This window comes from Phenylobacterium sp. (genome assembly GCF_036677185.1).
Lineage (GTDB): Bacteria > Pseudomonadota > Alphaproteobacteria > Caulobacterales > Caulobacteraceae > Phenylobacterium.
The window spans coordinates 38,813-52,904 of record NZ_JAKFEN010000022.1; the positions used below are offsets into that span (position 1 = coordinate 38,813).

12 protein-coding genes and 1 tRNA gene are annotated in these 14,092 nt (G+C 68.3%); 7 read left to right on the forward strand and 6 right to left on the reverse strand.

Annotated elements, in window-relative coordinates:
- Positions 1-157 precede the first annotated feature (157 nt).
- Positions 158-2,197, reverse strand: a complete 2,040-nt coding sequence (gene parE, locus V6M51_RS13545; RefSeq protein WP_332767966.1) for a DNA topoisomerase IV subunit B — start codon at positions 2,195-2,197, stop codon at positions 158-160.
- Between the two features lie 155 nt (positions 2,198-2,352).
- On the opposite strand from parE, the gene V6M51_RS13550 reads away from it, so the two are divergent.
- The 3 genes from V6M51_RS13550 to V6M51_RS13560 are packed head-to-tail and all read left to right on the forward strand — an operon-like array spanning position 2,353 to position 4,397.
- Positions 2,353-2,952, forward strand: a complete 600-nt coding sequence (locus V6M51_RS13550) for a TetR/AcrR family transcriptional regulator (protein WP_332767968.1) — start codon at positions 2,353-2,355, stop codon at positions 2,950-2,952.
- A complete protein-coding gene (locus tag V6M51_RS13555; RefSeq protein ID WP_332767970.1) occupies positions 2,949-3,389 on the forward strand; it encodes a methyltransferase family protein in 441 nt (146 codons plus the stop codon). Before V6M51_RS13550 ends, V6M51_RS13555 begins: the two co-directional genes overlap by 4 nt.
- Positions 3,390-3,401: 12 nt before the next feature.
- On the forward strand, positions 3,402-4,397 hold the full coding sequence (locus V6M51_RS13560; RefSeq protein WP_332767972.1) for a Gfo/Idh/MocA family protein: 996 nt from the start codon (positions 3,402-3,404) through the stop codon (positions 4,395-4,397).
- Between the two features lies 1 nt (position 4,398).
- Here V6M51_RS13560 and V6M51_RS13565 read toward each other — a convergent pair whose 3' ends face one another.
- The 4 genes from V6M51_RS13565 to V6M51_RS13580 all read right to left on the reverse strand — a co-directional run bounded on the left by V6M51_RS13565 (position 4,399) and on the right by V6M51_RS13580 (position 9,194).
- Positions 4,399-4,812, reverse strand: coding sequence for a nuclear transport factor 2 family protein (locus V6M51_RS13565; RefSeq protein ID WP_332767974.1), 414 nt, complete (start codon positions 4,810-4,812; stop codon positions 4,399-4,401).
- Between the two features lie 79 nt (positions 4,813-4,891).
- On the reverse strand, positions 4,892-7,222 hold the full coding sequence (locus V6M51_RS13570; RefSeq protein ID WP_332767976.1) for an acylase: 2,331 nt from the start codon (positions 7,220-7,222) through the stop codon (positions 4,892-4,894).
- 186 nt (positions 7,223-7,408) lie between these two features.
- Positions 7,409-8,818, reverse strand: a complete 1,410-nt coding sequence (gene glnA / locus V6M51_RS13575) for a type I glutamate--ammonia ligase (protein WP_332767978.1) — start codon at positions 8,816-8,818, stop codon at positions 7,409-7,411.
- Between the two features lie 37 nt (positions 8,819-8,855).
- Positions 8,856-9,194 (reverse strand): P-II family nitrogen regulator, encoded by a 339-nt coding sequence (locus V6M51_RS13580; protein WP_254837058.1) that lies wholly within the window; start codon positions 9,192-9,194, stop codon positions 8,856-8,858.
- Positions 9,195-9,428: 234 nt separating this feature from the next.
- Here V6M51_RS13580 and V6M51_RS13585 point away from each other — a divergent pair, with 234 nt between their 5' ends.
- From V6M51_RS13585 to V6M51_RS13600, 4 genes are all read left to right on the forward strand, one after another.
- Positions 9,429-10,967 (forward strand): acetyl-CoA acetyltransferase, encoded by a 1,539-nt coding sequence (locus V6M51_RS13585; protein WP_332767980.1) that lies wholly within the window; start codon positions 9,429-9,431, stop codon positions 10,965-10,967.
- Between the two features lie 4 nt (positions 10,968-10,971).
- The gene (locus tag V6M51_RS13590; RefSeq protein ID WP_332767982.1) at positions 10,972-11,541 is read left to right on the forward strand and encodes a histidine phosphatase family protein; all 570 of its coding nucleotides are present in this window, start codon (positions 10,972-10,974) and stop codon (positions 11,539-11,541) included.
- Between the two features lie 21 nt (positions 11,542-11,562).
- Positions 11,563-13,008 (forward strand): NAD(P)H-hydrate dehydratase, encoded by a 1,446-nt coding sequence (locus V6M51_RS13595; protein ID WP_332767984.1) that lies wholly within the window; start codon positions 11,563-11,565, stop codon positions 13,006-13,008.
- Between the two features lie 268 nt (positions 13,009-13,276).
- Positions 13,277-13,894, forward strand: coding sequence for a LysE family translocator (locus tag V6M51_RS13600; protein ID WP_332767986.1), 618 nt, complete (start codon positions 13,277-13,279; stop codon positions 13,892-13,894).
- A gap of 24 nt (positions 13,895-13,918) precedes the next feature.
- Here the strand turns inward: V6M51_RS13600 and V6M51_RS13605 are convergent.
- Positions 13,919-14,003, reverse strand: a tRNA-Leu gene (locus V6M51_RS13605).
- Between the last annotated feature and the right edge of the window lie 89 nt (positions 14,004-14,092).

Here is a 14,092-nt window from a genome sequence, read left to right on the forward strand (position 1 = left end):
AATTGCAAGTGGGGCGGATGGCCCGCCCGAAGGGGAGCACAAACCGCGGCGGCGCGGACGGCGATCGTCGCGCGCGGCGGAAGATACGGTCTGCCGCCTTCAAGTCAAACGCGTTCTGTCACTTATGGTTCAAGGGGCCGAACATTGCCGACCCCGGCTAGACGTCCAGATCGCCGGTGACGAACTCGGCGTTCTCCTGGATGAAGCGGAAACGCGACTCCGGTTTACGGCCCATCAGCGCCTCGACCAGCTCCTCCACCGCCTCCTCGGCGCGCGGCAGGGTGACCCGCGCCAGGGTCCGGCGCTTGGGGTCCATGGTGGTTTCCTTCAGCTGGGCGGGCATCATCTCGCCCAGACCCTTGAAGCGGCCAATCTCGGGTTTCTTGCCCTTGAACTCGGTGGCCAGCAACTCCTCGCGGTGGGCGTCGTCGCGGGCGTAGATGATCTTGCCGCCGTGGCTGAGGCGATAGAGCGGGGGCAGGGCCAGATAGAGGCGGCCCGAGCGGATCAGGTTGGGCATGGTCCGATAGAAGAAGGTGATCAGCAGCGAGGCGATGTGGGCGCCGTCCACGTCGGCGTCGGTCATGATCACCACGCGCTCGTAGCGCAGGTCCTCTTCCTTGAACTTCGACCCGCCCTGGACGCCGAGCGCCAACATCAGGTCGGTGAGCTCCTTGTTGGCGAACATCTTGTCGAGCGACGCCGAGGCCACGTTCAAGATCTTGCCGCGCAGGGGTAGGATCGCCTGGGTGCGGCGATCACGGGCCTGCTTGGCCGAGCCGCCGGCGCTGTCGCCCTCGACCAGGAAGATCTCGGTGCCGTCGGTGGCCTGGCCCGAACAGTCGGCCAGCTTGCCCGGCAGGCGCAGCTTGCGGGTGGCCGAGGCGCGGGCGACCTCCTTGTCGCGGCGGCGCTTCAGGCGCTCCTCGGCCCGCTCTATGACGAATTCCAGCAGCGCGCTGGCGACCTTGGGCTGGGCGGTCAGCCAGTGGTCGAAGGGATCGCGCAGGGCGTTCTCGACCAGCTTCTGGGCGTCGGCCGACGACAGTCGCTCCTTGGTCTGGCCCTGGAACTCGGGATTGCGCACGAAGACGCTGATCAGGGCGCCGGCTTGCGCCACCACGTCCTCGGCCGTCAGGATGCCGCCGCGCTTCTCGCCTGTGAGTTCGGCATAGGCCTTGAGGCCGCGGACCAGGGCCGCGCGCAGGCCGGCCTCATGGGTGCCGCCCTCCGGAGTCGGCACGGTGTTGCAGTAGGACTGCATGAAGCCGTCGGCCTCTCCGAACCCGGCGGGAGTCCAAGCCAGGGCCCATTCCACAGCGCCACCCTCGGCCTTGCGTTCGATGCGGCCGGCGAACGGCTCGGGCGTCACGGTCTCGATGCCCTTGACCCGCTCGGCCAGGAAGTCGGCCAGGCCGTTGGGGAAGCGGAAGGTCGCCTCGGCCGGGGTCTGGTCGTGGATGCGGGAGGGATCACAGCTCCAGCGGATCTCGACCCCGCCGAACAGATAGGCTTTCGACCGCGCCATCCGGTAGAGGCGGGCCGGCTTGAAGGTGGCGCCCTCGCCGAAGATCGTCGCGTCGGGGATGAAGGCGATCGCCGTACCCTTCTTGCGGGTGGGCGCGCCCTTCTCGATGGGGCCCAGGGGCTTGCCGCGGCTGAACGCCTGGCGCCACTCGAAGCCGTCCTTCCAGGCGGTGACCTCGACGTGCTCGGACAGGGCGTTGACCACCGAGACCCCGACCCCGTGCAGCCCGCCGGAGGTCTCGTAGGCCTTGCCGGAGAACTTCCCGCCCGAGTGCAGGACAGTCATGATCACTTCCAGAGCCGACTTGCCTGGATGCTTGGGGTGCGGATCGACCGGGATGCCACGACCGTCGTCCTTGACGGTGAGCCGGCCCTCGGCGTCCAGCCGGACCTCGATGATCTTGGCGTGGCCGGCGACGGCCTCGTCCATGGCGTTGTCCAGCACCTCGGCGAACAGATGGTGCAGGGCGCGCTCGTCCGTGCCGCCGATATACATGCCCGGGCGCTTGCGGACCGGCTCCAGCCCCTCCAGCACCTCGATGTCCTTGGCCGAGTAGCCGCCGGTGATGGCGGGATCGGCGCGCGGCTCATGGCTTTCGGCCAGCGGAGCGGCGGGCGCGGGGTTCAGCGCGTCGTCGAACAGGGAAGCTTGGGGGAGGGCCTTGGACATGAGACCTGAAAATGGAACGATTCGAGACCGCACCATATGAATCGCGGCGGCCGGCAAAGCAATGCGACCGCTCCGCCCGTAGGCCGGTCCATCCCCAGGATTGACAACTGACTAGGGGTCAATAACTATCGACTGGTAGTCGATAGGAAATTCCCATGGCCGAGCAGCGACGCCGCCTCGATCCCGCCGCACGGCGGCTGGAGATCATCGAGACCGCCGAGCGCCTGCTGGCGCGCGACGGCGAGACGGTGCGGGTGGAGGACGTGGTGGCTGCGGCCGGGGCCGCCAAGGGCACCTTCTATCACTACTTTCCGACCTGGGACGATCTGTTGGACGCCCTACGCACCCGGACCTTCGAGCACTTCGACGCCCGCTACCAACTGCCCACCGAGGTCGACGGTCCGATCGACTGGATGCGGGTTCTGGACGAGCTGGCGGCGGCCTTCGTCGGCTTCACCCTAGGCCAGGAACGGCTGCACGACGTGCTGTTCCACAGCGATTTCGCGCGGCGAAGACCCCTGCCGGCCGACCAAAACGCCACGATCCGCCTGGCCGCCGTCATCCGGGCGGGGCAGGAGGCCGGGGTTTTCGCCGGTCTCGATCCGGAGCCCACGGCGCGGCTGCTGTTCGCCGTGCTGCACGAAACCGCCGACGCGGTCGCCGAGGGCGAGGACTGCGAGCGCTCGCTGGCGGCGCTGCAAGTCGTCCTGCGCCGGGCCCTGGCGGCCCGACCCGAAGAAGGATCGGCCCAATGAGACTCCTGCCGCCGCCTCTGGTCCTAATCCTGCTGACGGTCATGGGCGCCCTGCGCCTGGTCTGGCCGGGCGCCGTCCTGCTGCCGGCGCCGCTGAACTGGCTGGGCCTGCTCCCCGTCGCGCTCGGCGTCCTGCTGCTGCTCCAGGGCTCGGGGCTGTTCCGGCGGATCGGGACCAATATCAAGACCTTCAACGAGCCCGGGGTGCTGGTCACCGATGGCCCGTTCCGGCTGACCCGCAACCCGATGTATCTCGGCTTCCTGCTGCTGCTGATCGGCGTCGCGGTCCTGCTGGGGGCGGCCACCCCGTTCGCCGGGCCGGTGGTGTTCGCCGCGGCAAGCCAGTTCGTATACATCCCCTTCGAGGAGAAGGCCTTGCGCGCCAAGTTCGGCGAGGCCTACGAGGCCTATGCCCGGCGCGTGCGACGCTGGATCTGACGGAGAGAGACCATGGCCGAGCGGCCGTTGCGGATCGGCATTCTCGGCGCGGCGCGGATCGCGCCGCCGGCCCTGATCAGCCCGGCCAGGGCGACCGGCGTCGCGCAGGTGGTCGCCGTCGCCGCGCGCGACCCGTCCCGCGCCACGGCCTACGCCATCGAGCACGCCATCCCGATCGCGCTGGACAGCTACGAGGCCCTGATCGCCCACCCGGAGGTCGAGGCGATCTACAACGCCCTGCCGCCGTCACGGCACGCCGACCTGACCATCGCCGCGCTGAAGGCCGGCAAGCCGGTGCTGTGCGAGAAGCCCTTCGCTCTCAATGAGGCCGAGGCCCGCGCCATGGCCGAAGCCGCCCAAGGGGCGGGTCTCGTGCTGATGGAGGCCTTCCACTACCGCTACCACCCGCTGTTCGCCCGGGTGCTGGAGATCTGCGCCAGCGGCGAGATCGGCGCGGTGCGACGCATGGAGGCGGTGTTCACCACCTCCATCGCCGAGACCGGCGGCGAACTGCGCTACGATCCGGCGCTCGGCGGCGGCGCCCTGATGGACCTCGGGACCTATTGCCTGCACTGGGCGCGCACGGTGGCCGGCGCAGAGCCGCTCGGGGCTCAGGCGGAGTCGGTGCTCGGGGCCTCGGGCGTCGACATCTCCACCCACGCCATCCTGAACTTTCCGGGCGGCGTGATCGCCGAACTGACCTGCGACATGGCCGGTCCCGTGCGCGCCAGCCTTGAGATCACCGGGCTGGAGGGAAGCCTGAAGGTGATCAATCCGCTCGCGCCGCAGATGGGTCACCTGCTGGAGGTGACGCGGGAAGGCGAGGGCGGGCGGCGAGAGACCCTCACCCGCGATCCCAGCTACGACTTCCAGCTCCGCGCCTTCGTCGCGGCCGTCCGGGGCGGCCCCCCGCCGCTCACCGGCGGCGGCGACGCCGCGGCCCAGATGGCCGCCATCGACGCAATCAAGGCCGCCGCGCGCCTGGGCGGCCGCGCGATCTTGAACTGACTCAGCCGAACACCATCCGGTGGCCGGCGGCGGTGTCCATGTATTCCCGCACGTGCCGGATCAGGCCGTTCTCCAGCTCGAAGACGAAGCAGTAGTCGTTCTTGTAGGGTCGACCGTCCGGCAGGGTGGCGGTCATGGTCTCCTCGACGATGACCCGCGCGCCATCGGCGTAGAAGCCACGGAAGGTCACGTCGACGTCGTTGTAAAGCCTGCGGAAGCCGTCATCGAGGAAGGCTGTCAGGGCCTCGCGCCCGATGATGTGGCTGGGCATGTCCAGCGCCTTGGCGGTGGCGTTCCCGGGTTGGGCCAGCCAGTCGGCGTCCCGCGCGAACACCGCGCCGATGCGGGCAGGGTCGCGGCTGGCGAAGGCCGCCCAGGCGTCCATGACGATCTTGCGGCTGGTCTCGGTGTCCATATGAAGCGCTCCGTTGCTTGGGAGCGCTTCATCTGGCGGGCCGCCGGCCGGGTGGCTGGCGGCCTTCGGACCTGATCGCCTATTCCGAAAGCTTCAGCGCCGGCCTGATCGCCTCGGCGGCGATGTCGGCCTTGTGGAAGGGCAGGCGATGCCAGCCCTTCTTCGAATAGAGCTCGGTCTGGTCGGCATAGTGCGGCGAGGCCGGATCGGTGGACTGCGAATAGGACAGCACCGCATCGGCCACTGGGCCCAGCGCGTCGAAGGTCACCACCTGGATGTAGCTGGAGCCATGATAGGGCACATAGCCGCCCACCGCCGGGACGAACCGCGACTGCTGAGCGTTGAGCACCCCGGCCTGGCCCTCGCCGCCATGGACGGGGATTTTGCGCTCTCCCCGGACGGCGAAATGGACCGAGCCGTAGGGCGCGTCCAAGGCCAGATTCTGGCGTTCCATGAGTTCCACCGCGCCGGCCAGGGCCAGGGCGAGCTTGGCGGCGCTGTCGGCGTCGGTCTTCAGGCCGCGCGGGGTGTTGACGGGATCGGCGGGGTCGAACGGCGTGGCGAACAGGGTCGGGTTGCGTTCGGCCAGGCGCCAGAACTCGACGAACAGCATGGCCCCGACGCTGTCATTGTCCATCCGGCGATCCCACTTGGCGAGGATGGCGCAAGCGGTCGCGAGATCGACGGTCTTGCCGGCTGCGGTGGTCGACGTCGGGTTGGTCGCGCAGGCCTTCAGCGCGTCGTCCAGATAGAGGTCGGCGGCCAGGTTGCGGTTCCAGAACAGCATGGTCTTGACCTTCTCCACATCGAAGGTCGTGCCCTCCAGCCCGTCGGCGCTCGCCTGGCGGCGTTCGATCTCCACGATGCCGGACCGGGTCCGCAGGTTCTGGACGACGGCGGTCGGGCCGATCAACGGGGAGAAGGCGGGCAGGGGCGCCCTGGGGTTGGCCAGCCAGAAGCTGTCATTGCTGTTGGCGACATAGTCGGTGCGGATCACCGACGGCATAGCATCCCCCGGCATGACGCCGGGCGCGACGGTTCCGGCCGCCACATCCCAGTCGCAGGCCGAGCGGGAGCCATCCAGGACGTAGATCCGGGCGAGACCGCCCAGTGCGGCGGCTGGGGCGCTGGGCGCGCAGGCCTTCAGTTTCTCGGCCGAGACGTTCGGCGTGGCGGTGATGTCGGCATAGAGGGCCTCGCCGTGGCGATCGGCGGCGATGGTGTTCACCCAGGGGATGCCCAGGGTCCGGCTGGCGATCGCCTTGATCTCCCCCACGGACTTGGCGCGGGTGATGGCCAGCCAGGTGTCGCCCGAGCGCAGGTTGGACCTGTTGGCGTCCCTGATCGCAAAGGCGGTCTTGGCGCTCCAGCCGAGCCCGGCCTGGGGCACGACCACCACCGCGCCGTAGTGAGTGGAATAGTAGGCGCGGGTCTGGGGTCCCGTGGGGGTTTCGACGGTCACGTCCTTGCGGGTCATCTGGCGGCGCTTGCCGTCCACCAGATAGGCCGTCGGGTCGGCGGGATCGAGCGCCAGCTCGAACAGGGTGAAATGGCGATCGGTGGAGACCGTGTGGGTCCAGGCGACATCCTTGTTGAAACCGATCGACATGCCCGGCGCCCCGGCGATGGTCACGCCCATCACGTCGGTCTTGCCGGGAATGGTCAGGTGCAGCTCGTAGAACCGATTGGTGGTCTCCCAAGGGAAATGGGGATTGCCCAGCAGCAGGCCGGATCGGTTGGCCGTGACCTCGCGGCCGAACGCCCAGCCGTTGCTGCCCAGGCCGAAGGTCTCAGCGGGCGCGGGCAGGTCGAGCGCCGCCATGGGCTTGGGCGCCGTGGCGCTCGGCGGAGCCGCGGCATTGGTCTGGCGCAGCCAGGCGCCGCCGCTGGCCTGGATCATCCGCTCCTCGTTGAGGCGCAGCATGTCGTCGACACTGATTGGCCGCACCCAGTCCTTGCCTCGGCAGGGTTCGGGCAGCTTGTCGCTCGGGGTGTCGCGCAGGAAGCGGTTGTAACCGGCCACATAGCCGGTCACGAGCTCGCGATAGTCCTTGCTGGATCGGGCGAAGGCCGCGCGCAGGGCCACGATGTCGAGAGCGCCCTTGAAGAAGAAGTCGCTCTCCAGGTTCTTGATCTCGGCGAAGGCGACCGTGGTCAGCCCGTCGGCCCCGAAATGCCGGGACCGCTCGCCGCTCACGGTGACGATCTTGTCGGCGATCAGACAGACATTGTCCTGGGCGAAGGCGTAGGCTTGACCGTAGCCCAGGCCGCCATAGTCCGCCGCCGTGATGTGCGGGATGCCGTACTTGGTGCGGACGATCTCGACGTCGTAGCGCGCGGCCTGGGCGCCCCCGGCTAGGCCCGCGGCCAGCACGAGCGCAACCGCCGCTGAATTGCGGATCGTCTTCATGGCGTTTTCCCCTGGCGGCGTCTGAAAGCGCCGCGCCAAGGGCCGATCACGGCCATTCGAACGCCGTCCGTCAACGGTGAAGCTTCAGGATCAGGCTCCGCGCGGCAAGACATCGGGCGCGGTAGCCCGCGAAAAAGGGCCGCGGAGCGATCCACGGCCCTGATCCATCGTCTTAGGAAATGACGATTAGCACTTGTAGTACATGTCGAACTCGACCGGGTGAGGGTGAAGGGCGAGGCGCATGACCTCTTCCATCTTCAGTTCGATATAGGCGTCGATGAAGTCGTCGTTCATGACGCCGCCGGCCTTCAGGAAGGCGCGGTCCTTGTCCAGGTTCTCAAGGGCTTCCTTGAGCGAACCGCAGACTTCCGGGATCTTCTTCTGCTCGCGGGGCGGCAGGTCGTAGAGGTTCTTGTCGGCCGGCGCGCCCGGATCGATCTGGTTGATGATGCCGTCGATGCCGGCCATCAGCAGGGCGGTGAAGGTGAGGTACGGGTTGCCCATCGGGTCCGGGAAGCGGGCTTCCAGGCGCTTGCCCTTGGGGCTGTCCACGTGCGGGATGCGGATCGAGGCCGAGCGGTTGCGGGCCGAATAGGCCAGCTTCACCGGGGCTTCGTAGCCGGGCACCAGGCGCTTGTAGGAGTTGGTGGTCGAGTTCGAGAAGGCGTTGATCGCCTTGGCGTGCTTGATGATGCCGCCGATGTACCACAGGCACATTTGCGACAGGCCGGCGTACTTGTCGCCCGCGAACAGCGGCTTGCCGTCGCCCCAGATCGACTGGTGGACGTGCATGCCCGACCCGTTGTCGGCGAACATCGGCTTGGCCATGAAGGTGGCCGTCTTGCCGTAGGCCGCGGCCACGTTGTGGATGACGTACTTATAGAGCTGCAGGCGGTCGGCCATGACAATCATGGTGTCGAACTTCAGGCCAAGCTCGTGCTGGGCCGGCGCCACCTCGTGGTGGTGCTTTTCCGGCTTCATGCCCAGCTCGCCCATGACCGCCAGCATTTCGCCGCGCAGGTCCTGGGCCGAGTCGACCGGGTTCACCGGGAAGTAGCCGCCCTTCGGGCCGGGCCGGTGGCCCATATTGCCTTCCGGATAGCTCTTGCCGGTGTTCACCGGCAGTTCGCTGGCGTCGTAGGAGTAGCCGGTGTTGTGCGGGTCGGTGGACCACTTCACGTCGTCGAAGATGAAGAACTCGGCTTCCGGGCCGAAGAACACGGTGTCGCCGATGCCCGAGGCCTTCACGAAGTTCAGCGCCGCCTTGGCGATGGAGCGCGGGTCGCGGTCGTAGGGGGTGCCGGTGTCCGGGTTCACGACATCGCAGAACAGGCACAGCGTGGTCTGCTGATAGAAGGGGTCGATGATGGCGGTCGACAGGTCCGGCCGCAGCTTCATGTCGCTCTCGTTGATCGCCTTCCAACCGGCGATCGACGAACCGTCGAACATCGTGCCGTCGGTCAGGAAGTCCTCGTCGACCAGGTCGATGTCGAAGGTCACGTGCTGCATCTTCCCGCGGATGTCGGTGAAGCGCACGTCGACGTATTTCACGTCCTTCTCTTTGATCTGGTCCAGAATGTCCTTGGCGGTCGCCATTGCAGTATCCCCTTGAAGTAAGTCTCGATGAGTTCGTCTAGACGGCCGCGGCGCCGGTCTCCCCGGTGCGGATCCGCAGCACGTCGGTGATTTCCGACACGAAGATCTTGCCGTCGCCGATGCGGCCGGTGCGAGCCGCGCCGACGATCGCCTCCAGGGCCGGATCCAGCTGGTCGTCGGCGACGACCACCTCGATTTTGATCTTCGGCAGGAAGTCGACCACGTATTCGGCGCCGCGATAGAGTTCGGTATGACCCTTCTGGCGGCCATAGCCCTTGGCCTCGAGGACGGTCATCCCCTGCACCCCGAGTTCCTGAAGGGCTTCCTTCACCTCGTCCAGCTTGAACGGCTTGATGATGGCTTCGATCTTCTTCATGGCTCGACTTCACTCGCACGCACACCGCCCCGGGGCGGCCGGGGTTACGAGCATGCTCCTATGGCCGCCGACAAGGGCAAGCCCGGCTTGCCTGACGCTACGGCGGTTATGCCAAGATCATTGCCTGAAAAACAGGCGACAGGCGCCCACAATTCGACCACGAGCCAAATCGCCTTGTGAGTGGGTCGTGGGCGCCTAGGATCGCCGCCAACCAAGCCCGGGAGGGGCTCGAAAATGGACGCCAGGACGCCGGTTCTCATCGGAGCAGGTCAATTCACCTATCGCGGCGAACCGAGCGAGTCGCCGTCGCCGACCGCTTTGCTGAAGATTGCGGCGGAACGTGCTGTGGAAGACGCCGGTCTGCCGGCCGGAGCTCTGGCCGGGATCGACACCCTGGCCGTGGTCGGCTTCACGATCGACGCCCCGGGCGGCGCCCGCCTGGTCCCGCATTCGACCAATCCGCCGGCGACCCTGGCCAAGCGGCTGGGCGCGACGCCACGTCACGCGACCTATTCCCATATGGGCGGCAACAGTCCCCAGCAGATGATCAACATCGTCGCCGAGCGGATCGCCAAGGGGCAGACCGAGTTCGCCCTGGTGGTCGGCTGCGAGTTCCTGGGCTCGGCCACCAAACGCCTGCAGCGCGGCCTGGGTTTCGACGATTGGGACGATATCGAGGACGACCTCCCGGCCCCGGACCGCGTCGGCGATCCGCGCAACGGCGTCACGCCCTATGAGGCCAAACACGGCCTGGCGCGTCCCATCAACTGCTATCCGCTGTTCGAGAACGCCCTGCGGGCCCGCGATGGCCGCTCGATCCCCGATCACCAGAAGCGGCTGGGGGAGCTGTTCGCGCCCTTCACACGGGTGGCGGCGAAGAACCCCGAGGCCTGGTTCCCGGTCGAGCGCTCGGCGGAGGAGTTGGTGACCGTCACCGACCGCAACCGCATGGTGGGCTTCCCCTATCCGAAATATCTCAACGCCATCATGGAGGTGGACCAGTCGGCCGGCGTCATCGTCACCAGCCTGGCCAAGGCCCGCGAGCTGGGCGTGGCCGAGGATCGCCTTGTCTACCTGCACGGCTGCGCCGACGCCTGTGACCTTTGGTATCCCACCGATCGGCAGGACTTCCATTCCAGTCCGGCCATGCGCCTGACCGGCAAGCGGGCGCTGGAGATGGCCGGGGTCGGCCTCGACGACATCGGCCACATCGACCTCTATTCCTGCTTCCCGGTGGCGGTGGAGATCGGCGCCGAGGAGCTGGGCCTGGCCCTGGACGATCCCCGCGGCCTGACGGTCACCGGCGGCCTGCCGTACATGGGCGGGCCCGGCAACAACTACGCCATGCACTCCATAGCGGTGATGATGCGGCGGCTGCGCGAGGATCCGGGATCCTACGGCCTGGTCACCGCCAACGGCTGGTACCTGACCAAGCAGTCGACGGGGATCTATTCGACCCGGCCGCTGAGGGGCGCCTTCGAGCGACAGGACCCCAAGGTGATCCAGGACCAGATCGACGCCCTGCCGCATCCGGCTGTCATCGAAAGACCGCAAGGGGCGGCTACGATCGAGACCTTCACCGTCGTCCACGGTCGCGAGGGCTATATGATGGGCATCGTCGTCGGTCGGGATTCCGAAGGCCGCCGCTTTGTCGCCAACACCCCGACCGACGCGGCGACGCTGTCGGGTCTGGAGGCGACCGAGGCGGTCGGGCGCAAGGGGACCGTTGGCCGCTCCGAGGACGACGCCCGCAACATTTTCATTCCGGATTAATTTGATGTCGCGACTTTACCTGATCCGCCACGGCAAGCCCGCCTCCACCTGGGGCGAGGCCGACGAAGACCCGGGACTGGACGAGGCAGGGAGGGCCCAGGCGGAGGCCGCCCGCGATTTCCTGCTGGCCCTGCCGCAGGCCGACCGGCCCCGCCGGGTGGTGTCTTCACCCCTGCGCCGCTGCCGCGAGACCGCCATGCCCACCGCCGAGGCGCTTGGCGTCGACGTGGAGATCGATCCCTCGGTGGGCGAGATCCCGACGCCGAAGGCGCTGTCGGCGGCCGAGCGGCCTGCCTGGCTGCGTGGCGTGTTCCAGGGCAGATGGAAGGACGTCCAGGGCGATCTCGACTATGACGCCTGGCGCCGCGAGATCGTCGCTTCGCTGCATGCACGGGGCGATACGGCGGTGTTCTCTCACTATGTGGCGATCAACGCGGTCATGTCGCAGCTTGAGGACGACGAGCGGGTTCTGGTCTTCCGGCCCGACCACGCCTCGATCTCCACCCTGGAAACCGACGGGTCGAGCTTGACCCTGGTGGCCAAGGGGCGCGAAGCCTCCACCGGGGTTCTCTAACAGTCTTCCGGGAGATCGGTGTTGGCGGCGCGCAAGATCCATACGGTGGCCGAGATCGCCGCCGCCGACCGCGCGGCCATCGCGGCCGGAACGCCGGGCCAGGAGCTGATGGAGCGGGCGGGGGCGGCGGTCGCCGACGCCATCGTCGAACGCTTTTCCCAGCGGCCGGTCGCCGTCCTCTGCGGGCCGGGCAACAATGGCGGCGACGGCTATGTGGTCGCACGCCTGCTGAAAGATCGCGGCTGGCCGGTGGAGCTGCGCGCCCTGGCCCCGCCCGAAACCTCGGACGCCAAGGCCGCGGCGGCGCGGTGGGAGGGCCCGACCGCGCCATTCAACGCTCCGCTTGGCGCCCGGCTGTTCGTGGACGCCCTGTTCGGAGCCGGCCTGTCGCGTCCGATGAACGGCGATGCGGCGGCCATGGCTTCGCGTTTGGCCGATCGGCCCGACAGCGTCGTGGCCATCGATGTCCCCAGCGGTGTGCCGGGCGATACGGGCCAACCGCAGGGCGCGGCGGTCTGCGCCGGCCTGACCGTCACCTTCCACGCCAAGAAGCTCGCCCACGTGCTGGAGCCCGGCCATAGCCTGTGTGGCGAGGTGATCGTCGCCGACATCGGACTGGCCGAGATGGCCGGCGACTTGGTCGAGAATGGTCCGGAGCTCTGGCTGTCGGCCTTTCCCTGGCCGGGGCCTGGCTCGCACAAGCACGCCCGCGGGCGGCTGGTGGTGGTCTCCGGCGAGGCCTGGAGCACGGGCGCGGCGCGGCTGGCGGCGCGCGCCGGCCTGCGGATCGGGGCCGGCCTGGTGACCCTGCTGTCGCCGTCGGAGGCCGTGGCGGTCAACGCCGCCCACCTGGAAGCGGTGATGCTGCGGCCCTTCGACACCGAGGCGGAACTGGAACAGCTCGCCGCGGACGTGGACGCCGCGATCATCGGACCGGCCGCCGGGGTCAGCGAGGCCACCTTGATGAACGTCCTGGCCCTGGCGCGGACCGGCGCGGCCCTGATCCTCGACGCCGACGCCATCACCGTCTTTCGCGACGATCCCGAGGAGCTGTTCTCGGTGCTGGACGTGGACGATGTGCTCACCCCCCATCCCGGAGAGTTCGAGCGGCTGTTCCCGGGCCTGTTGCGGGACGCTCCGGAGCGGATCACGGCCGCTCGGCGCGCCGCGGCGCGGGCCGACGCCATCGTCCTGCTGAAGGGACCAGACACGGTGATCGCCGCCCCCGACGGCCGCGTGGCGGTGAACACCAATGGTTCGGCGTGGCTGGCCACCGCCGGATCGGGGGACGTGCTGGCAGGGCTGATCGGCGGCCTGATCGCCCAGGGCATGGGCAGCTTCGAGGCCGCCTGCGCAGGCGCCTGGATCCACGCCGAGGCCGCCGACACCCACGGTCCGGGCCTGATCGCCGAGGACCTTCCGGGGCTGACCCCCGCGGTGCTGCGCCGGCTGTACGACGCCCGCTGAGATTGTCCCCAGCGAGATATGGTCAAGCTCGGCGGCCCGTGATACCGGCTGCCGCGACATGACCTCGAACCTTCGATGCGCAGCAGCCCTCCAGGCTATGAGCTGGCCGGTATTCGCCGGCCAGGCCGCCATGCGTGTGCGGGAGGGCGCCGAGGTCTAAGGGTTCGTTTTCGGACCTGACGATTTCCCAAACCCCTTCCGGCGACGGAAGGGGTTTCGATTCCAGCTCCCGTTCCGCGACGCCGGCCCCTTGGCAAGGAGCCTCCCCATGACGTCCCTGACCCCAGAATTGATCGCGGCGCTGGCGCTTTTCGCCTTCGTCTCCTCGATCACCCCCGGCCCGAACAACACCATGCTGATGGCCTCGGGGGCCAATTTCGGATTCCGCGCCACCCGACCGCATGCGCTGGGCGTGTCGCTGGGGTTCTTCATCCTGGTGGTGTCGGTGGGTCTCGGACTGGGCGGCCTGTTCACGGCCTATCCGGTGCTGCACGACATACTGGCGGTGGCGGGCGGCGGCTATCTGCTATGGCTGGCCTGGAAGATCGCCACCTCCAAGGGCATGGGGATGGGGAAGGCGGGCGCCGCGCCGCAGACCTTCCTGCAGGCCGCCGCCTTTCAATGGATCAATCCCAAGGCCTGGGCCATGGCGCTGGGGGCGGTGACCGCCTACGCGCCGCGCGAGCACTACGTGGTCAATATCCTGATCGTCTCGGCGGTCTTCACGGCCATCAACCTGCCGTGCGTCAGCGTCTGGACCGGATTCGGCGTGGGGCTGCGGCGCTTCCTCGACCGGCCGGCCGTGCTGCGCGCCTTCAACCTCACGATGGCGCTGCTGCTGGTGGCCTCGCTGATCCCGCTCGCCCTGGAGCTGATCGGAGCCTAGGCCCGGAGCCCGAGATGGCGGCGATGGTGCGGGCGAGAGGACTCGAACCTCCACGCCTTGCGGCGCTGGAACCTAAATCCAGTGCGTCTACCAATTCCGCCACACCCGCGTTCCAGGCGCCGGATAAGCATTTGCCGGCCGGAATGGCAAGGCGGACCGGCCGGTGGCCGGTCGGCGCGCCGCCCGTCTTTGGACTTG

What these genes read in the sequence shown, in the direction of transcription:
- parE (WP_332767966.1), bottom strand. Translation starts at nt 2,197, where the DNA reads ATGTCCAAGGCCCTCCCCCAAGCTTCCCTGTTCGACGACGCGCTGAAC.
- V6M51_RS13550 (WP_332767968.1), top strand. Translation starts at nt 2,353, where the DNA reads ATGGCCGAGCAGCGACGCCGCCTCGATCCCGCCGCACGGCGGCTGGAG.
- V6M51_RS13555 (WP_332767970.1), top strand. Translation starts at nt 2,949, where the DNA reads ATGAGACTCCTGCCGCCGCCTCTGGTCCTAATCCTGCTGACGGTCATG.
- V6M51_RS13560 (WP_332767972.1), top strand. Translation starts at nt 3,402, where the DNA reads ATGGCCGAGCGGCCGTTGCGGATCGGCATTCTCGGCGCGGCGCGGATC.
- V6M51_RS13565 (WP_332767974.1), bottom strand. Translation starts at nt 4,812, where the DNA reads ATGGACACCGAGACCAGCCGCAAGATCGTCATGGACGCCTGGGCGGCC.
- V6M51_RS13570 (WP_332767976.1), bottom strand. Translation starts at nt 7,222, where the DNA reads ATGAAGACGATCCGCAATTCAGCGGCGGTTGCGCTCGTGCTGGCCGCG.
- glnA (WP_332767978.1), bottom strand. Translation starts at nt 8,818, where the DNA reads ATGGCGACCGCCAAGGACATTCTGGACCAGATCAAAGAGAAGGACGTG.
- V6M51_RS13580 (WP_254837058.1), bottom strand. Translation starts at nt 9,194, where the DNA reads ATGAAGAAGATCGAAGCCATCATCAAGCCGTTCAAGCTGGACGAGGTG.
- V6M51_RS13585 (WP_332767980.1), top strand. Translation starts at nt 9,429, where the DNA reads ATGGACGCCAGGACGCCGGTTCTCATCGGAGCAGGTCAATTCACCTAT.
- V6M51_RS13590 (WP_332767982.1), top strand. Translation starts at nt 10,972, where the DNA reads ATGTCGCGACTTTACCTGATCCGCCACGGCAAGCCCGCCTCCACCTGG.
- V6M51_RS13600 (WP_332767986.1), top strand. Translation starts at nt 13,277, where the DNA reads ATGACGTCCCTGACCCCAGAATTGATCGCGGCGCTGGCGCTTTTCGCC.